This window comes from Psychroserpens jangbogonensis, assembly GCF_000797465.1.
GTDB lineage: Bacteria > Bacteroidota > Bacteroidia > Flavobacteriales > Flavobacteriaceae > Psychroserpens > Psychroserpens jangbogonensis.
Genome location: NZ_JSWG01000009.1, coordinates 513935 through 534855, shown reverse-complemented (window position 1 = coordinate 534855; position 20921 = coordinate 513935). Strand labels below are relative to the sequence as shown.

Annotated in this window: 15 protein-coding genes; 8 read left to right on the top strand and 7 right to left on the bottom strand. The window is 33.7% G+C overall.

The window, feature by feature from the left end:
- Both dnaE and RH81_RS16490 read right to left on the bottom strand, forming a co-directional pair.
- Entirely contained in the window at nucleotides 1-4386 is a 4386-nt protein-coding gene (gene dnaE / locus RH81_RS09430; protein ID WP_033959928.1) for a DNA polymerase III subunit alpha, read from the bottom strand.
- Between the two features lie 167 nt (nucleotides 4387-4553).
- Nucleotides 4554-5951: a DUF6252 domain-containing protein gene (locus RH81_RS16490; protein ID WP_152604814.1), complete on the bottom strand. Its 1398-nt coding sequence runs from the start codon at nucleotides 5949-5951 to the stop codon at nucleotides 4554-4556.
- A gap of 193 nt (nucleotides 5952-6144) precedes the next feature.
- On the opposite strand from RH81_RS16490, the gene RH81_RS09420 reads away from it, so the two are divergent.
- From RH81_RS09420 to RH81_RS09400, 5 genes are all read left to right on the top strand, one after another.
- On the top strand, nucleotides 6145-6687 hold the full coding sequence (locus RH81_RS09420) for a 30S ribosomal protein S16 (protein ID WP_033959927.1): 543 nt from the start codon (nucleotides 6145-6147) through the stop codon (nucleotides 6685-6687).
- A gap of 77 nt (nucleotides 6688-6764) precedes the next feature.
- Nucleotides 6765-7295 carry a ribosome maturation factor RimM gene (rimM, locus tag RH81_RS09415; RefSeq protein WP_033959926.1) on the top strand — a complete coding sequence of 177 codons (531 nt, stop codon included), beginning with the start codon at nucleotides 6765-6767 and terminating at the stop codon, nucleotides 7293-7295.
- A complete protein-coding gene (locus RH81_RS09410) occupies nucleotides 7288-8001 on the top strand; it encodes a tRNA1(Val) (adenine(37)-N6)-methyltransferase (RefSeq protein WP_033959925.1) in 714 nt (237 codons plus the stop codon). Before rimM ends, RH81_RS09410 begins: the two co-directional genes overlap by 8 nt.
- A gap of 53 nt (nucleotides 8002-8054) precedes the next feature.
- Nucleotides 8055-9233: an acyl-CoA dehydrogenase family protein gene (locus RH81_RS09405; protein ID WP_033959923.1), complete on the top strand. Its 1179-nt coding sequence runs from the start codon at nucleotides 8055-8057 to the stop codon at nucleotides 9231-9233.
- A gap of 114 nt (nucleotides 9234-9347) precedes the next feature.
- Complete coding sequence (locus RH81_RS09400; protein WP_033959922.1) at nucleotides 9348-10244, top strand: metallophosphoesterase family protein; 897 nt, start codon at nucleotides 9348-9350, stop codon at nucleotides 10242-10244.
- 2 nt (nucleotides 10245-10246) lie between these two features.
- Here RH81_RS09400 and RH81_RS09395 read toward each other — a convergent pair whose 3' ends face one another.
- From RH81_RS09395 to RH81_RS09380, 4 genes are all read right to left on the bottom strand, one after another.
- On the bottom strand, nucleotides 10247-10579 hold the full coding sequence (locus tag RH81_RS09395; RefSeq protein WP_033959921.1) for a 2Fe-2S iron-sulfur cluster-binding protein: 333 nt from the start codon (nucleotides 10577-10579) through the stop codon (nucleotides 10247-10249).
- The gene (locus RH81_RS09390) at nucleotides 10579-11640 is read right to left on the bottom strand and encodes an NAD(P)/FAD-dependent oxidoreductase (RefSeq protein WP_033959920.1); all 1062 of its coding nucleotides are present in this window, start codon (nucleotides 11638-11640) and stop codon (nucleotides 10579-10581) included. The genes RH81_RS09395 and RH81_RS09390 overlap by 1 nt, the downstream gene beginning before the upstream one ends.
- 65 nt (nucleotides 11641-11705) lie before the next feature.
- Nucleotides 11706-11948 (bottom strand): NifU family protein, encoded by a 243-nt coding sequence (locus RH81_RS09385; protein WP_033959917.1) that lies wholly within the window; start codon nucleotides 11946-11948, stop codon nucleotides 11706-11708.
- Nucleotides 11949-11951: 3 nt separating this feature from the next.
- A complete protein-coding gene (locus RH81_RS09380) occupies nucleotides 11952-13088 on the bottom strand; it encodes an Mrp/NBP35 family ATP-binding protein (RefSeq protein ID WP_033960301.1) in 1137 nt (378 codons plus the stop codon).
- 168 nt (nucleotides 13089-13256) lie between these two features.
- Here RH81_RS09380 and RH81_RS09375 point away from each other — a divergent pair, with 168 nt between their 5' ends.
- From RH81_RS09375 to RH81_RS09365, 3 genes are read left to right on the top strand one after another with little or no spacing between them, the layout of a single operon-like run.
- Nucleotides 13257-15671, top strand: a complete 2415-nt coding sequence (locus RH81_RS09375; protein WP_033960300.1) for a T9SS type A sorting domain-containing protein — start codon at nucleotides 13257-13259, stop codon at nucleotides 15669-15671.
- Between the two features lie 3 nt (nucleotides 15672-15674).
- On the top strand, nucleotides 15675-18089 hold the full coding sequence (locus tag RH81_RS09370) for a T9SS type A sorting domain-containing protein (protein ID WP_033959912.1): 2415 nt from the start codon (nucleotides 15675-15677) through the stop codon (nucleotides 18087-18089).
- Nucleotides 18090-18092: 3 nt separating this feature from the next.
- Entirely contained in the window at nucleotides 18093-20591 is a 2499-nt protein-coding gene (locus tag RH81_RS09365; protein ID WP_033959911.1) for a T9SS type A sorting domain-containing protein, read from the top strand.
- Here the strand turns inward: RH81_RS09365 and RH81_RS09360 are convergent, their stop codons facing one another.
- Nucleotides 20592-20921 carry an MGMT family protein gene (locus tag RH81_RS09360; protein ID WP_033959910.1) on the bottom strand — a complete coding sequence of 110 codons (330 nt, stop codon included), beginning with the start codon at nucleotides 20919-20921 and terminating at the stop codon, nucleotides 20592-20594.

Here is a 20921-nt window from a genome sequence, read left to right as displayed (position 1 = left end):
TTAATTCAATTTATAGTATACTCCGTCATTATCCAATTCTTCCAAAAGTTCTTGTGAAATTTTGATTTTTTGGATCCTACTTGGTAGGTTCAATTTAATTTCCTCTTCATTATCATAGATTACAAAATTCAGCGCATGATTGCCATCATGACTTTTAAATAAATCATGAAGTTTGGCAATTCGTTGTTCTTTTAAATCATCAATATTGAGTTGAATGGACAGTTTCTTTGCGTAGGTATCCATCACGTCATGCAACAACTGAAAGCTATTAAATTGCAACCTTGGATCACTCTTTTTCCCTGTTTCACGATTAACCCAACCTTCTCTTACATAAGACTTCACGTAGACAAAACTATTCTTAACCAAGAAGTGACGATACTTTAGGTATTCTTCTCCAAAAATTCTAAACTCGAAACTATCTGTATAATCTTCAACCATAAATAAGGCCCAGCCCTTGCCTTGCTTACTCACGCGATGTTGCACATCTGTAACGACTCCACCAAAGGTTATTTCTCGATTAACGTAATTTTCTAACTCATTAAAAAGTGCCAGACTACCATTACAAAACGTTTTCATTTCAACTTTAAAATCGTCTAGTGGATGACCAGATATATAAACACCTACGACTTCTTTCTCTTGAGCCAATTTTTCCATTGTTCCCCATTCTTCACAAGGTGGAACAACAGGTTCGTCAATTTGAACTTCACTAGTTGCTCCAAACAAACTTACTTGTGCCGAATTTTCATTCTCTTGGTGTTTCGCACCATATTTTATGGCTTTCTCCAAAAAGGTAATGCTATCTCCATCATCATGAAAATATTGTGCGCGATGCGCTTCTCCAAATCCGTCAAAACCACCAGCTAAAGCTAAATTTTCAAATGCTTTTTTATTTGCAGCTCGAAGATCAATACGTTTCGCTAAATCAAAAATTGATTTGAAATGACCATCTTTCTTTCTGTTTCCAACAATGGTCATCACCGCACCATGACCAACACCTTTAATCGCTCCCATTCCGAAGCGAACTGCATAATCTTGGTTCACCGAAAACTTATAATACGACTCATTTACATCTGGACCTAAAACATCTAATCGCATCCGTTTACACTCTTCCATGAAAAAGGTAACCTGCTTAATATCATTCATATTATTAGACAATACCGCAGCCATATATTCTGCTGGATAATGCGCTTTTAAGTAAGCAGTTTGGTATGCAATCCAAGCATAGCACGTTGAGTGGGATTTATTAAAGGCATAACTAGCAAAAGCTTCCCAATCTTTCCAAACTTTCTCGAGAACTTTAGCATCATGACCATTGGCACTAGCTTGCTCAATAAATTTTGGCTTCATTTTATCAAGGACTGCAATTTGCTTCTTACCCATAGCCTTACGAAGTACATCTGCTTCACCTTTGGTAAAGTCTGCTAACTTTTGAGACAATAACATTACTTGCTCTTGGTAGACTGTAATTCCGTAGGTTTCTTTAAGGTACTCTTCCATTGCTGGCAAATCGTACTCAATGTCCTCGTCACCATGCTTTCTACGAACAAAACTCGGAATGTATTCCATTGGTCCAGGACGATAGAGTGCATTCATAGCAATAAGATCTTCAAACACTGAAGGTTTTAAATCTTTAAGGTGCTTTTGCATTCCTGGTGATTCGTATTGGAATACACCTACTGTTTCTCCTTTTTGAAACAGTTCATATGTTTTTTCATCATCTAGTGGAAAACTATCTGGATCCAATAAAATATCATGTTTGGCTTTAACGATTTTAACTGTATCCTTAATTAAGGTCAAGGTTTTTAATCCCAGGAAATCCATTTTCAGTAATCCAGCATCTTCAACTACAGAGTTATCAAACTGAGTGACATACAAGTCAGAATCCTTAGCAGTTGCCACAGGAACGAATTTGGTTATATCATCTGGGGTAATAATCACACCACAAGCATGAATTCCTGTATTACGAACAGAGCCTTCTAAGCTTCTAGCAAGATTAATGGTTTCAGATTCTAAGTCATCACCATCTGCAATATTGAGTAACTGATTTACTTTCTCTAAATCTTCAGCTCTGAATTTTTTTGCTAATTCTTTTTCATTAAGTCCAAAAATCTTATTCAATTTAGACATGGTTGGAATCAACTTCGCAATTCGATCTGCATCAAATAAAGGCAAGTCTAAAACTCGCGCTGTATCTCTAATGGATGACTTTGCAGCCATGGTTCCATAAGTTATAATTTGAGCCACCTGATTGGATCCATATTTTTCAATCACGTAATCCATCACACGACTTCGACCTTCATCATCAAAATCGATATCAATATCAGGCATACTTACACGATCTGGATTTAAAAAACGCTCAAAAAGTAAGTCGTACTTTAATGGGTCTATATTAGTAATCCAAAGGCAATATGCAACTACAGATCCTGCTGCCGAACCACGACCTGGACCAACAGACACATCCATATTTCGAGCTTCTCGAATAAAATCTTCAACAATCAAAAAGTATCCTGGATATCCTGTGTTTTCAATAACACTCAATTCGAAATCTAGACGTTCTATAATATCTTCAGAAAGATCTTCATAGCGTTTTTTAGCGCCTTCGTAAGTTAAATGTCTTAGGTAAGCATTCTCTCCTCGTTTTCCAGCATCAGCAACATCAGCACTGTCTTCAAATTCTTCTGGAATATCAAATGCAGGTAATAATACATCACGTGCCAGTTGAAAAGCTTCAACCTTATCGACAACCTCTTGAATATTAGTAATTGCTTCAGGAATATCCCTAAACAAAGCCTTCATTTCTTCTGAAGACTTGAAATAATATTCTTGGTTAGGCATTCCATAACGATAACCTCTTCCTCTACCAATTGGAGTGGCTTGCTTTTCACCATCTTTTACACATAACAAAATATCATGAGCATTGGCATCGTCTTGTTTACAATAGTAGGTGTTATTTGATGCTATGAGTTTCACTTCGTGTTTTTGTGCCAGCTTTACAAGAACTGGATTCACTCGGTTTTCATCTTCTTGGTTGTGACGCATCAACTCAACATATAAATCATCACCAAATTCTTGTTTCCACCATACCAAGGCTTCTTCTGCTTGGTTTTCACCAACATTTAATACTTTACTTGGTACTTCTCCATAGAGATTACCAGTTAAACAAATCAAGTCTTCTTTATATTGCTGAATCAATTTTTTATCAATTCGTGGCAAGTAGTAAAAGCCATCCACAAAAGCATGAGATGATAACTTAGCTAAATTGTGATACCCGTTTTTATTTTTTGCAATTAATACAATTTGGTAGCCATTGTCTTTTCTAGTTTTATCAGTATGATCTTCACAAACAAAAAACTCACAACCTAGTATTGGTTTGATTTCTTTTAAATCTGAAGTTTCACCTTTTTCTTCAGCTTCTGCGATTTCCGATTGCACAGATTTGTTATGATTATTAACCGCTTTTACAAAATGAAAAGCTCCCATCATATTGGCATGATCAGTCAATGCTACAGCTGACATATCATTTTCTGCAGCAACTGCAACCAAGTCTATAATACTAATTGTTGACTGGAGTACAGAAAATTGTGAATGGTTATGAAGATGCACGAAATCAACATCTGCCAAACCAGAGATATTTTCTTTTATTTCTGCTTCTGAAATATCAACAGCTTGTGATTTTTGAAGTCGCTCATTAATCTTAGCACTTTCCTTTTTAAGGTTAATATGCTTTAATCCTATAAACTGAATCGTTTGTGGATTCTTTTCATTAAAGTCTTGAAAATAATCAGGCTGAACATCTAATTGTTCCTTTGTGTATTCACCTAAACGAAGTAATTCAAAAAAGCAACGAGTTGTTGCTTCAACATCGGCAGTTGCATTATGCGCTTCTGAAAAAGGTGCGTTGAATAAAAATTGATGTAACTCGGTTAACGTTGGTAATTTAAACTTCCCATAACGACCTCCTGGGATTTCACACAACTTGGCTGTGTGTTCTGTACACGTATCTAAAACCGGTAATTCTTGAAGCTGATTTGCAACATCTCCTCTAACAAATTCGGCTCCCATGATATTGAGATCAAACTTTACATTCTGTCCAACAACAAATTTTGTTTTAGATAATGCATCATTAAACTTCTCAAGTACATCTTGAAGCGAAACCCCTTGCTCTTGTGCTAATTCAGTAGAAATTCCATGGATTTTCTCAGCATCATAAGGAATATTGAATCCTTCCGGTTGTACCAAATAATCTTGATGATCGATACAGTTACCCATTTCATCATGGAGCTGCCAAGCTATTTGAATACATCTAGGCCAATTATCAACGTCTGTAATTGGTGCATCCCATCGTTTTGGTAATCCTGTTGTTTCGGTATCGAAGATTAAGTACATGTAATTTTATTTCAATTTTAAATCTAAACTTTCCGAAGTAAGGCCTGAAAAGCAAGTCCATAAAATTACGAAGAAACTCCTCTTTTTTAAAAGGAAAGTTATGAACAGTTTTAAACAAAAAAAGTCAGCTTTCACAAGCTGACTTTTATATAGTTTTTTTAAGAAATTTAGACGTTATCCAAATAATCTGGCACACCATCCATATCGGTGTCTACAGCATCTGCAGGATCTCCATCCATATTAGGATCTGCATTTTCATTTATTGTTAAAAGACCATCACCATCATCGTCATCATCTAAATAATCAACTTGACCATCGACGTCTGTATCTCCAGTTCCAGTTTCGAACTGAGTAAATAAGCCATCTCCATCATCGTCGTTATCCAAATAATTTACAACACCATCACCATCTGTATCTCCGCCTTCATTTTGTGTTAATATTCCATCTCCATCATCATCATTGTCAAGATAATCAACATCACCATCACCATCAGTATCTAATGGATTCCCATTTTCATCTTTAGCTTCATCAATAGTTAGAATTCCGTCACCATCATCATCGTTGTCTAATATATTAGGAAGACCATCACCATCAGTATCATCATCAAACACACCATCACCATTAAAGTCTTCAAAAGCATTTGGTATGCCATCATTATCATCGTCTCCACAATTTAAATCATCTAATTCTAATTGTATACTTCCATCAAGGTCTTCGCAGAAATCAATTTGTTCTTGTAAATACAATTGATAATCTAAACACGCCAATATGTAGTCTCCGATAGTAGTGTTTTCAATAACATCTTCTGCGATATTTCTATTTTCTTCTGCAATTTCACATGGAAAAACACAAGCATTTAATTCGTCAATTCTAATTCGAATAGCACCACCAATATCACCACAATATTCTCTTTGAATTTCTAAGGATGCGGCAAGAGCCTCACAAGCAGTAATATAATCACTACTACTAATATAAGTAAGCTCGTCTGCTGTAGTTGCATCAAAAGCCGCTTGAAGCAAATCTGATTGCTCTTCGGCATCAGCACATGTAAAAATCATTGCTGGAAAACTTCCTGAAGTTAAAGGCACTCTATAAAATATCCCACCATTAAGTGGATCTTCTTCAGTAGTACCACTAAAGTTTACAACACGTAAACCTGTTTCGTCATAGGCATTAAAACGAAATGTACCAGTAAATGTATTATTTATAATTTCATCTAAGAAAATTTTACCATACTCAGGATAAAGTGTTACACTAGGATCTGGTCTGTTATTTGTAGAAAAAACAGTACCATCTCCAGTAGTAAAAGTTGCTACCATAGATTGTACATCACCCAAATTATAAGAACCAACAGCAGCTGAAGGGATTCTAAGTTTTAATGTTTCAACATTATTTCCTCCAGTAATGGTTAGATATCCATTACTATCTATATCAGCATTAAAAAATTCTGCTTTCCAGAGTACATAATCTTTATTACCTTGTATTGATGGTGAATTAAATTCAACTTCATCACCACAACTTGCAAATGTCAATACTGTTATAAGGAGTATAACTAATCTTTTCATTGGGTTTAATTTTTCTTCCTCTAAATAAAAATGAGGCACATTTTTGGGTAAATATAACGTTTTAGAACTTTCAAAAGTATAATAAAATTTCAATATTACTTAATTTCAAATAAAATGTTCTAAATTAAATAAATGTATTATCTTTGCGCTCTCATTAATAATAGAGGTCGAGAACCTCACTAATTAATTAAATATGTCAGTTAAAATTAGATTACAAAGACACGGTAAAAAAGGGAAGCCTTACTACTGGATCGTAGCAGCAGATGCAAGATCAAAAAGAGATGGTAAATACTTAGAAAAATTAGGTGCTTACAACCCAAACACTAACCCAGCAACAGTAGAATTAGATGTTGATGGTACAGTACAATGGCTACAGGATGGTGCACAACCTACTGATACAGCTAGAGCAATTTTATCTTATAAAGGTGCAATGCTTAAAAATCACCTTGCAGGTGGTGTTGCTAAAGGTGCTTTAACAGAAGAACAAGCTGAAGCAAAATTCAATGCTTGGTTAGATGAGAAAGCAACTAAAGTAATGGCAAAAGAAGCTGGTTTATCTGAAGTTGAAGCGAAAGCAAAAGCTGACGCCTTGGCTGCTGAAAAAGCAGTTAATGAAGCAAGAATAGCAGCTGCGGCTCCTGTTGTTGAAGAAGTAGTAGCTGAAGAAGTAGTAGCTGAAGAAGCGAAAGCTGAAAGTGAAGGTGAAGAAGTAACAGCTTCAAACGAAGAAGAATAGAAAAATATTTTTTATACTTTTAAACTCCGATACAATGTATCGGAGTTTTTTTGTTAAATAGCATAGTACAATTAGATATGAATAAAAAAGATTGTTTCTTTCTAGGTAAGATTGTCAAAAAATACAGCTTTAAAGGTGAGTTATTAATAAAATTAGACACCGATGAACCTAAGATCTATGAACATATGGAATCCGTATTTGTAGAAGTACGTAATAACCTTGTTCCTTTTTTTATTGAATCTTCTCAACTACATAAATCTGAATTACTAAGAATTAAATTTGAAGAAGTAGATACCGAAGCAGATGCAGATTCTTTAATGAAAAGTAATTTATACTTGCCTCTTGAATTTTTACCAAAACTTGATGACGATAAATTTTATTTTCATGAAATTATTGGTTTTAAAGTAGAAGACAAAACCTTCGGTCATGTTGGAATTATAAAATCTATCAACGACTCGACAGCTCAATCACTTTTTGAAATAGATAGAGATGGAATAGAAATCTTAATCCCAATGAATGACGAATTTATTTCTAAGATTGATAAAAAAAATAAAATCATTTTTGTTGATACTCCTGAAGGACTGATTGATTTATATTTAGATGAGTAAGCCTTTTCAATTCAAACATTTTAGTGTAAACCAGAACCAATGTGCTATGAAAATTGGTACAGATGGTGTGCTATTGGGTGCATGGACTTCTATTGAAGCCAACCCCTTTTCGATTTTAGATATTGGAGCCGGAACTGGTGTTTTATCTTTAATGCTAGCTCAGCGAAGTCATGCTCAAGTTATCGAAGCCTTAGAAATTGATGATCAAGCCTATGAGCAATGTGTAAATAACTTTGAACAATCGCCTTGGAGCGATCGTTTGTTTTGTTATCATGCTTCCTTAGAAGAGTATGCAGAAGAAATTGATGATACCTATGATTTAATTATTTGTAATCCACCTTTCTATTCTGAAACTTATAAAACTGAAAACTCACAACGTGATTTAGCACGATTTCAAGACGCCATGCCTTTTGGGCATTTATTAGAGAGCGTTGTTAATTTGCTTTCTGAAAATGGTTTGTTTTCCGTAGTCATACCATTTTCTGAGGAACAAAACTTTATAGTCTTAGCATCTAAAGTTTCTCTTTTCCCTAACCGAATAACACGTGTAAAGGGCACGCCTTCAACAGATATAAAACGAAGTCTAATTGAATTTTCATCTTCAAAAACAGATATCCTAACTTCAGAATTAATTATTGAAACCAGTCGTCATGACTACACAGAAGACTACATCAATTTGACAAAGGATTTTTATTTGAAAATGTAGTTTTAAGAAAACGATTTCGTTATTTTTGTTATCCAAACAAAATATATCTTATAATGAAGCCAGATTTATTCGAAGCACCTGATTATTATAATCTTGATGAATTACTTTCTGAAGAACATAAATTAGTACGTGATGCAGCTAGAGACTGGGTAAAACGTGATGTTTCACCTATAATTGAAGAATATGCTCAAAAAGCAGAATTCCCAACTCAAATTGTTAAAGGCTTAGCTGAAATTGGCGCTTTTGGCCCTTATATCCCAGTGGAATATGGAGGAGCTGGATTAGACCAAATTTCTTACGGTTTAATCATGCAAGAAATTGAACGTGGAGATTCTGGTGTAAGGAGTACAGCTTCTGTACAGTCGTCTTTAGTTATGTATCCTATTTGGAAATACGGAAATGAAGAACAACGCATGAAGTATCTACCAAAACTTGCTTCAGGTGAATGGATTGGATCTTTTGGTCTTACAGAACCTGATCATGGTAGTAATCCTAGTGGAATGGTGACAAACTTTAAAGATATGGGAGACCATTATCTTTTAAATGGTGCAAAAATGTGGATTTCAAATTCTCCTTTTTGTCAAGTCGCTGTAGTTTGGGCTAAAGATGAAAGTGGACGTATTCATGGTTTAATTGTTGAACGTGGCATGGAAGGTTTCTCAACACCTGAAACACACAACAAATGGTCTCTTCGTGCAAGTGCTACTGGAGAACTTATTTTTGACAACGTGAAGGTTCCTAAAGAAAATTTACTGCCAAACAAATCTGGTCTTGGAGCTCCACTTGGATGCTTAGATTCGGCACGTTTTGGTATTGCTTGGGGAGCAATTGGAGCAGCAATGGATTGCTACGATACTGCCTTACGTTATAGCAAAGAACGTATTCAGTTTGGGAAACCTATTGGCCAGTTTCAATTACAACAAAAGAAATTAGCTGAAATGATTACTGAAATCACAAAAGCACAATTATTAGCATGGCGTTTAGGAGTTATGCGTGAAAATGGAACTGCTACTTCTGCCCAAATTTCTATGGCAAAACGAAACAATGTTGATATGGCATTAAAAATTGCTCGCGACGCTAGACAAATGTTAGGCGGAATGGGAATTAGTGGTGAATATTCTATCATGAGACATATGATGAACCTTGAAAGTGTAGTGACTTATGAAGGTACTCACGATATTCATTTACTTATAACAGGTTTAGATGTCACAGGTCTCAACGCCTTCAAATAGGCCACAAAGTGGCTTTTATTATCCTACTCATGTGGAATCGTTATGAGTAGTATTTAAAATAAAAATTAAGAAATGCCTCTCAAATGAAAGGCATTTTTTGTTTACATTTACTTCATGTCTTCAAAAACTAGATTAGATCGCGCTTACAAGAATGCTAAAGTTGTTCCATTTGACAATTCTAGCAAGATTGTTCTTTTCAGTGACTGTCATAGAGGTGATAATAGTTTTGCAGATGACTTCGCCAATAACAGAAACATCTATTTTCATGCCTTAAAACAATATCATACTGAAGGATTTAGTTATTGCGAACTTGGCGATGGCGATGAGCTTTGGGAAAATATCTCATTTGATTCTATTTTAAATGCACACAAAAACGTGTATATGTTGTTGAAATTGTTTCATGAACAAGAACGACTTCATATGATTTGGGGAAATCATGATATGGTATATCGTGATCCCAAATATGTAGAAAAGAATTTATCAACTTATTTTGACGCAAAAATTGGAGAAGATGTAGAGTTGTTTTGCAATCTTAAATATCATGAAGCTGTAGTTTTGAAACATTCTGATTCTGGTCAAGAACTATTTTTAACGCATGGTCATCAAGCCGATTGGTGGAATTATTTATTTTGGAAATGGAGCCGATTTATGGTTCGCGTTCTCTGGAAACCGCTTAACGTAATGGGTATTGCAGATCCGACTAGTCCAGCAAAAAATTATAAAGAATTAATTAAAATTGAGCGTAGGACTAAAAAGTGGATTACTGAAAACGACAACTTAATTACCGTTGTTGGTCATACACACAGACCACGATTTCCTGAACCAGGAGACATTGCTTTTTTTAACGATGGTAGCTGTGTACATCCGAGAAGTATAACAGGTATTGAAATTGAAAATGGTGAAATATCACTCATCAAATGGCAAATAGCCACATCTGATGATGGTACCTTAAAAATTGTTAGAATTTTACTGGAAGGACCTAATAAATTGTCTGATTATAAAACAGAGTAAGGTTACGATTCGGGAGCTAACACGACTTCTAAACCTTCCATTTCTGGAGTCATTTGAATTTGACAACCTAAGCGCGAGTTATCTTGAACATAAAACGCTTCACTTAGCATCGCTTCTTCATCATCTTGCTTTTCTGGTAGTTCTGTTTCGCTTAATACATAGCATTGACAGGAAGCGCACATTGCCATGCCACCACAAATACCAATAGTTCCTTCAGGAGCCAATTCATAAGAACGCACAATTTCCATAAGGTTCATTGCCATATCTGTTGGTGCTTTTACTTCATGCGTAACACCATCTCTATCGGTAATTTTTATATTGACATCTTGTTCCACTACTCTATCTTTTTAACAACTGCTTTTGGCGCTTCTTTTCTTGTGCCATCAAAACCATCTACTCCACTAACCGTTGTGTATTTTAATACGTAACGCTTGCCTGGATTAATAATTTGGTATGCAGCTTGACACATTAATGTTGCCTCATGAAAACCACACAAGATTAATTTTAATTTACCTGGATATGTGTTTACATCACCAATGGCGAAAATCCCAGGGATATTGGTTTGATAATCTAAAGCATTATCAACTTTAATGGCGTTTTTTTCAATTTCTAAACCCCAATTTGCAATAGGTCCTAATTTTGGTGATAAACCAAAAAGCGGAATAAAGTGATCACATTCTACTTCAAATTCTTTTTCAATATGTTGCGCTTGTTTTACAACAATTGCTTTCACTTTTTTATCTCCAACGATTCCAATAACCTCAGCTGGAGTAATTAATTCAATCTTGCCTTCGTTTTTCAATTCTTGAACTTTATCAACAGAATCTAGATGCCCACGAAACTCATTTCGTCTATGAATTAAAGTTACTTTGCTTGCCACATGGCTTAAAAAAATACTCCAATCTAGTGCTGAATCTCCTCCACCTGCAATCACTACATTTTTATCTCTATAGAATTCAGGGTCTTTTATAATATATTCTACGCCTTTATCTTCAAAATCAACAATATTATGAATTAATGGTTTTCGAGGTTCAAAACTTCCTAATCCACCAGCAATTGCAACTACAGATGCATGATGTTTTGTTCCTTTATTGGTCGTTACAATAAATGTACCATCATCTTGTTTGTCAATAGTTTCTGCACGTTCTCCAAGCGTAAAACCTGGTTCAAACTGTTTGCATTGTTCTAATAATTTATCGGTAAGATCGCCTGCAAGAATTTCAGGATATGCAGGAATATCATAAATAGGTTTTTTTGGATATATTTCTGAACATTGTCCACCTGGTTGCGGCAGAGCATCAATTAAATGACATTTCAATTTAAGTAAACCAGCTTCAAACACCGTAAATAAACCTGTTGGTCCAGCGCCAATTATGAGTATATCTGTTTTAATCATGAATCTAAATTTCGGAACGTAAAATTAATTGAAAAACAAGACAAATTATGTGACAAAAGTCACATTTAGGCTTCAATATTAATTACGTGTTCTATTTGCGGAGCATATTTTTTAATGGTCATCTCTACACCAGATTTAAGTGTCATTTGATTAACACTACATCCAACACAAGCGCCTTGCAATTGTACCTTTACTAGGGTATCATTTTCAATAGATAATAATGAAATATCGCCTCCATCACTTTGTAAAAAAGGACGGATTTCGTCTAATGCTTTTTCGACATTAAGTCTAAGTTCTTCTGTACTCATTTATTATTTCTTTACTGCTGAACATCCAGCCATAGTTGTTATTTTAATTGCATCTGTTGGAGGCAGATCGTCATTTCGTCTTACGACTTCTTCAACAACATTTTGCGTTAACTTCTCGAAAGCTTGTTCTAAAGTCGTCGCTGTTTGTAATGCCGCTGGACGACCAATATCTCCTGCTTCTCTAATGCTCTGTACTAACGGTAAATCACCTAAAAATCGGACTCCCAAGTCTTCTGCTAAATTTTTAGCGCCTTCTTTTCCGAAGATGTAATATTTGTTATCAGGAAGCTCATCAGGTGTAAAGTAAGCCATATTTTCGATAATACCTAAAACTGGTACGTTGATGCTTTCTTGCTGAAACATTGCAACACCTTTTTTGGCATCTGCCAACGCTACATTTTGAGGTGTACTTACTACAACAGCTCCTGTAATTGGAAGTGATTGCATGATACTTAAATGAATATCACCTGTTCCTGGAGGTAAATCAATTAATAAAAAATCGAGTTCTCCCCAAGCCGCATCAAAAATCATTTGATTAAGTGCTTTTGCTGCCATTGGACCTCTCCAAACTACAGCTTGATCAGGTTTTGTGAAAAAACCAATAGATAACATTTTAACACCGTAGTTTTCTACAGGACGCATTTTAGATTTCCCATCTACATTTACTGCAACAGGTCTTTCTAGTTCTACATCAAACATAATTGGCATTGAAGGACCATAAATATCGGCATCTAAAACACCAACTTTAAAACCCATTTTTGCTAAGGTCACTGCTAAATTTGCAGTAACTGTAGATTTACCAACACCTCCTTTTCCGGAAGCGACAGCTATAATATTTTGAATGCCTGGAATCTTTTTCCCTTTAATCACATTAGGAGCAGATTTAGCAGGTGCATCAACTTTTACATTAACAGTTATTTTAGCCTTTTCATACACAATATCATGAATGGTTTTCATGATCTCTACTTCAGTTTTCTTTTTGGCTTGCAAACTTGGATTCTTAATTGTGATATCAACAATAACTTCATCTGCGAAGGTTACCACATTTGTGACAGCTCCACTCTCTACCATATTTTGTCCTTCTCCAGGAACAGTAATAGTTTCGAGCGCCTTAAATATATCTTGTTTATTTAATTTCATAATCATTTTTAAAAATAGATTCTATTCAGAATCATTCTAAATGCAAAGGTACTTAATAAACCTTGAAGTTTAAAGTGTTGGGATTGCTATTTCTTATGGTATAATTTGGATTGATTATGACTCAATTTGTAAAAAAAATGTAACTTTAATAACTTGAAAACCAACTTTATGAAAAACCTCTACACTTTATTAGTTGCACTTTTTATCTCATTTACCTTAAATGCACAGATTATTGATATTCCTGATGCTAACCTAAAAAATGCATTGGTAAATACACCTTGTGTATCTGTTCAGGGAAACCCTAACACTGATGCAGATACAAATGATGATGGTGAAATAGAAGTTTCTGAAGCATTAGCAATTACAACAGCTTTGCTTCTGCAAGATCAATCTATATCATCATTAGAAGGTATTGAGAATTTTGTTAATCTTTCTACGCTTTCGGTAGGTAATAATCAAATTTCAACTTTTGAATTCAGTTGGCTACCTAATTTAACTACTCTTTCGATACATAATAATTTATTTGAGTTTTTGGATGTAAATAATGCCCCAAATTTAATGTATCTAGAATGTACAAATAATCAATTAACATCATTAGATATTAGCAATACTCCAAACTTATTGTCTCTACATTGTGAGATGAATCAATTAACCTCATTGACTCTAGAGAATTTGCCCTCACTTGATATACTCTCTTGTAGTGATAATCAACTTACGACATTAGATTTAAGCGCTATTCACGTCTATGAGTTTTCCTGTGATAATAATCCAAATTTAACGTCATTAGAATTAAATTCATACATAGGTGAACTTAGTCTTAATAATATCGGTTTAACTGAGCTAGACGTAAGTGGATTACCAAACCTTTATATATTTGGTTGCAGAAATAATCTCAATTTAACTTTTGTTAAGGTAGGTCAAGGGTATTCAGAAACTAGCGGTTATTTTATTGAAGACAATCCTGTACTTGAAACTATCTCTTTTAAAAACGGCCTAGGTAATTTTTCAGGTTTTGAATATGCCTATTATTCTATATGTAATAACCCAAATTTAACTTTTGTTTGCGCAGATGAAAATGAGATAGAGAGTTGGACATATACGGTTAATGAAGGAGGTGATATCATTACTATAAATGTAGAAGGTGTACAAGAAATAGTTGATAATTGTGGTTATACGAACGTTGCTGTTAGCTCTTATTGTTCTTTTGAACCAGGAGGTGATTATTATACTATTGAAGGAAATGCAAGATTAGATTTAGACACAGATGGTTGTGACTCTAACGATGCTATTTTTCCTAATCTAAATTTTGCAATCACTAATGGATCTGAAACTGGTAATTTCATTTCTGACACTTCTGGAGATTATTACATTCCAGTGGGTAATGTTTCGCACACCATAACACCTACTCTAGAAAATTTGAATTATTTTTCTGTTTCACCTACAAGTTTGGATGTGTCTTTCCCAACAGATGTAAGTCCGTTTTTACAAGACTTCTGCATCACACCGATTGGTACTTTTAATGATTTAGAGATTACCATCATTCCATTAGAGCTTGCGCGTCCCGGTTTTGACACCAATTATAAAGTGATTTATAAAAATAAAGGAACAACAGCCTTATCTGGAAGTATCGATTTTGGGTTTCAAGATGAAGTCATAGAGTTTGTTACCTCAACACCTCCAAATGAATCTGGACTCCCGGATTTATTAAGTTATAGTTTTATTGATTTAGCTCCTTTTGAAAGTCGAGAGATTAATTTAACGATGAACTTAAATTCTCCAATGGAAACACCTCCTTTAAACGATGGAGATGAACTAACATTTATAACTAGTATTAATTCTTCAGAAACTGATGAAACTCCTGATGATAATACTTTTGAGCTTCATCAAACTGTAGTGAATTCGTTTGATCCAAATGACAAAACATGTCTGGAAGGTGATTTTATTACTCCTGAAATGGTTGGCGACTATGTACACTATATGATTCGTTTTGAAAATACAGGAACTGCAGATGCTATAAATATTGTGGTTAAAGATGATATAGATATTAGTAAATACGATTTAGCTACGCTTGTACCTTTACATTCAAGTCATGATTATGTGGCTAGAATTAAGGATGATGCATCAAATTATTATGTTGAATTTATTTTTGAAAATATCAACTTACCTTTTGATGGTGCCAATAATGATGGTTATATCGTTTTTAAAATTAAAACGCTTGATACTTTAGCATTGAATGATACCTTTGAAAATGATGCAGAAATTTACTTCGATTTTAATTTCCCAATCATTACTAATAATGAACAGACTACAATTGCGACTTTAAGTACTGAAGACTTTGAGTTGGCTAACAACTCTATTTTGTTATATCCTAATCCGACAATTGATAAGCTAACTTTAGAATCAAAGCAAGCTATTAAACATATCTCTATTTACGATATTTCTGGCAGACTCATAAATGAGATAGCTGTTATAGGCTTAAAAACTGAACTAACGATTTCTATTGAAGCGCTTTCAGCAGGTAATTATTTCCTAAAGATTAAAACAGAAACTGGAGAAGTTGTAAAGCAAATTATTAAAGATTAAACTATGAAAAATTACTACATATTTCTCGTCACCCTTTTAATCTCATTTACTATTAATGCTCAGATTATTGATTTTCCTGATGCTAACCTAAAAAACGCCTTGGTAAATACGAATTGTGTATCTGTTCCTGGAAATGCTAATACTGATGCCGACACAAATGAAGACGGCGAAATAGAAGTTTCAGAAGCATTAGCAATTACAACAGGTTTGTTCATTCAAGGTCAATCTATTTCATCATTAGAAGGCATTGAAAACTTTGCAAATCTTACTGCTCTTTTTGTAGATAATAACCAAATTTCCACTTTTGATTTTAGTTGGTTACCTAATTTATCTAATCTTTCGATAAGTAATAATTTATTTACGTTTTTAGATGTAAACAATGCTCCAAATTTAATGTTTCTAGAATGCTCAAATAATCAATTAACATCTTTAGACTTTATTAACGCTCCAAATTTAAGAGGTCTAGAATGCTTAAATAATCAACTAACCTCATTGCTTTTTGGAAATTCATCATTACTTGATATACTAGAGTGTAGTGATAATGAATTGACCTCATTAGATATTGGTGATTTGGAAGTCACTGAACTTTACTGTACTAATAACCCTAATTTAACGTCATTAGAATTAAGTTTAACCTTAGATTTCCTTACTCTTGCTAATATTGGTATATCTGAACTTGACGTAAGTGAACTACAATACATGACACATTTTTCTTGCCAAATTAATCCCAATTTGACTTCAGTTCAGTTAGGTGGTGACAATTATGATGATGGCAATTATTATATTGAAGGTAATCCTATACTAGAAACGATCTCTTTTAAAAATGGATTAAGTAATTATGATGGTTTTGAATATAGTTCTTATTCTATCTGTAATAACCCAAATTTAACTTTTGTTTGCGCAGACGAAAATGAGATTGAGAGTTGGACATATACAATTGATGAAGGAGGTGATATCATTACTATATATGTAGATGGTGTACAACAAATAGTGGATAATTGTGGCTATACAAATGTTACTGTGAGCCCGTATTGCACTTTTAATCCAGGTGGAGATAATTATTTTATTGAAGGTAATACAACACTTGATTTAGATAGCAATGGTTGTGACTCAAATGATATTTTTTATCCTAACTTAAACTTTGAAATTACTACTGATACTGAAACAAGAAACTTTATTGCAAACGCTTCCGGAGATTATTCTATTCCTGTTGGAGAGGGTGCATACATTCTGACCCCAAGTCTTGATAATCCAACTTATTTTTCTGTTACACCTTCAAGCTTAGTTGTAGATTTCCCAACAGATGAAAGTCCGTTTACTCAAGATTTTTGCATAGCACCAATTGGCACATTTAATGATTTAGAAATCACCATCATCCCATTAGAGCTTGCACGTCCTGGTTTTGATACGCACTATACACTTATGTATAAAAACAAAGGCACAACAGTTTTATCTGGAAGTGTGGATTTAACGTTTGAAGATGACCTTATGGATTTGGTCTTTGCTACTCCAACTGAAGATGCGCAATCTCCTAACCAATTAACTTGGAATTTCAATGATTTAGAACCTTTTGAAAGTCGTAACATTGATTTTATAATGAATCTCAATTCTCCTATGGAAACGCCTCCAGTAAATGGTGGTGAAGTTTTAGTGTTTGAAGCAACTATCAATTCTTCTGAAACTGATGAAACACCAGATGACAATACATCTACATTAAATCAAACCGTAGTCAATTCCTATGATCCTAACGATAAAACTTGTTTAGAAGGTAATTTTATTACACCTGAAATGGTTGGTAATTTTGTACACTATATGATCCGTTTTGAAAACACAGGAACTGCTAGTGCTGTAAATATTGTTGTAAAAGATGACATTGATAGAACCAAATATGATATTTCAACACTTATTCCGTTAAACGCTAGTCATGATTATGTTGCCAGAATACAAAACAATGCAACGGACAATTATGTAGAGTTCATTTTTGAAAACATCAACTTACCGTTTGATGATGCTAATAATGATGGCTATATCGTTTTTAAAATTAAAACATTAGACACTTTGGCTTTGAATGATACTTTTGAAAATGATGCCGAAATTTACTTCGATTTTAATTTCCCAATCGTAACCAATAACGAACAGACAACCATAGCAACGTTAAGTACTGAAGACTTTCAATTGTCAAATAATTCTATTTTGTTGTATCCTAATCCGACTACTAATCATTTAATTTTAGAATCAAAACAAGCTATCAATCACATCTCTATTTACGATATTTCCGGCAGACTCATAAATGAGATTGCTGTGATTGGATCAAAAACTAACGTCAATATTTCTACTGAAGACCTTTCAAGTGGTACTTATTTTGTGAAAATTAAAACGAATCAAGGAAAAATTGTACAAAAAGTAATTAAAGATTAATTTATGAAAAACCTCTACGTTTTACTAGTTGCCCTTTTAATCTCTTTTACGATTAATGCACAAATTATTAATTTTCCGGATACCAATTTTAAGAATGCTTTGGTGAATACAGATTGTGTTGACACAGATAATGATGAAGTTTTTGATTCTGACGCTGACACTAACAATGACGGTGAAATAGAAGTTTCTGAAGCAGAGGCAGTAACAAACTTATATTTAAATTCATTGTCTATTTCATCATTAAATGGAATTGAAAACTTTGTAAACCTTGAATATTTAAGCTGTAATTCAAATGAAATTTCGAATTTAAATTTATCATTAAATCAACTCAAAATATTGAATTGCAGCAGCAATTCATTAACCAGCTTAGACGTTTCCAACTTGCCTGGATTAGAAGAATTAAATTGTGACTTTAACCAAATAACATCTTTAGAGATTTTGGATGCACCTAACTTAGTTAATCTATACTGTATTGATAATCAAATCGAAACGCTCACGCTCGGTGACTTACCATCACTAAATATACTCGATTGCACTACTAATCAAATATCATCCTTTGAGTATAATTCGTTACCCAATTTGAGTCGATTTCTAATAGGATATAATTCACTAACTTCTTTAGATGTGAATAACTTACCGAGTTTAGTAAGATTATATTGTCGCAATAACCAATTAACATCTTTAGAAATTATAGATGCACCTAACTTAGAACTCCTTCGATGCTACTCTAATCAAATAGAAACGTTGACAATTGGAAATTCACCCTTATTAGCAGCGTTATCATGCTATGACAATCAATTAACCTCCTTAGATTTGAGCGGTACTCCTAGTTTAACTTTTCTTTCTTGTGAAGAAAATCAATTAACAACATTAGATTTATCTAACAACACAGTTCCATTTTCCTCAATTTATGCTAATGATAATCAATTAACAACACTGATATTGAAAAATGGTATATCTGATGTGACTATTTCTGAGCCAATAGATTTATATAGTTATAATTTCAATAACAATCCAAACCTATTTTATATATGTGCAGATGAATATGAATTCAACTCCGTTGAATTAATATTAGAAAATTCCGGAATAACATTTTATACTTTAAACTCTTACTGTTCGTTCGTTCCTGGAAATGACTATTTTATTATAGAAGGCAATACAAGAATTGATTCTGATGTTAATGGTTGTGATATTAACGATGCTGTTTTTACTAATCTTAACTTTGCAATCACAAATGGCACTGAAACTAGGAATTTTGTTTCCAATACAACAGGAGATTATTCTATTCCTGTTGAAGCAGACACTTACACTATTACTCCCATTCTTGAAAATCCCGAATATTTTATGGTGATGCCTTTAAACATTGCTGTTTCATTTCCATCAGATGCAAGTCCACACCAACAAGATTTTTGTATTACACCTAATGGTGAACACAACGATTTAGAAATTACGATCATTCCTCTTGAAGATGCGCGTCCTGGTTTTGATACTGATTATAAACTTGTTTATAAAAACAAAGGAACTACAACTTTGTCAGGTTATTTAGAATTCATTTTTTCTGATATTATCAACGTGTCTAGTTTTATTAACGCAGCACCTTCAGAAGACGGTAATTTAGGTGGAATTCTCACATGGGATTTTATTGACTTAGCACCTTTTGAATCTAGAGAGATTGATATTACTATGAATTTGAATCCACCAACAGATCCAGATTTTCCATTGAACGATGGTGATTTATTAAGTTTTAATGCTCAAATATTCCCGGTTAATAACGATTCCACTCCAACTGACAATGCTTCTTCATTGCGTCAACCGGTTGTAAATTCTTTTGATCCTAATGATAAAACATGTTTGGAAGGTGATTTTATTTCTCCTGAAATGATTGGTGAGTATGTACATTATATGATTCGTTTTGAAAATACTGGAAGTGCAAGTGCTGTAAATATTGTTGTAAAAGATATTATTGACACTAATAAGTACGATTTAGCTTCACTTATTCCTTTACATGCAAGTCATAATTTTGTAGCTAGAATAAACAATGATGCTAATTACATAGAATTTATTTTTGAAAATATCAATTTACCTTTTGACGATTCAAATAATGATGGTTTCATTGCTTTCAAAATTAAAACATTAGAGACCTTAGTTTTAGGAGATACTTTTGAAAACAATGCTGAGATTTATTTTGATTTCAATTTTCCTATCATTACGAATATTGCACAAACTACCATCGCTACGTTGAGTATTGAAGAGTTTGAGTTAGCAAACAATAACATCACATTGTATCCTAACCCAACAACAAATGTTTTGCATTTAGAATCAAAACAAGCAATTAAGCAAATTAGTATTTATGATATTTCTGGACGACGCATTAAAGAAATTGCTCTGATTGGTTCAAAAACTTATGTGAATTTTTCTACTGAAGACCTTTCAAGTGGTACTTATTTTGTGAAAATTAAAATGATTCAAGGAGAAGTTGTACGAAAAGTAATTAAGGATTAATTATAACTCTTTAGCTGGATCCCAATAAATCGTATCTAAATCTTGTATTTGGTTGTCAACAACAGTGATGCCTTCGCTTTCTAACAATTGTTGCATGAGGTTAGTACCATCAAAATGATGTTTTCCTGTAAGAAGACCTTTTCTATTTACAACACGATGCGCAGGAATATCTTTTCCGTGAGAACCGTTCATTGCATAACCTACCATTCTAGCGCTTCTTTTTGCGCCAAGATAATTTGCAATTGCACCATAACTCGTAACTCTTCCAAAGGGAATTACCTTAGCAACCTCGTATACTTTATCGAAGAAATTTAAAGTTTCAGGCTTCAT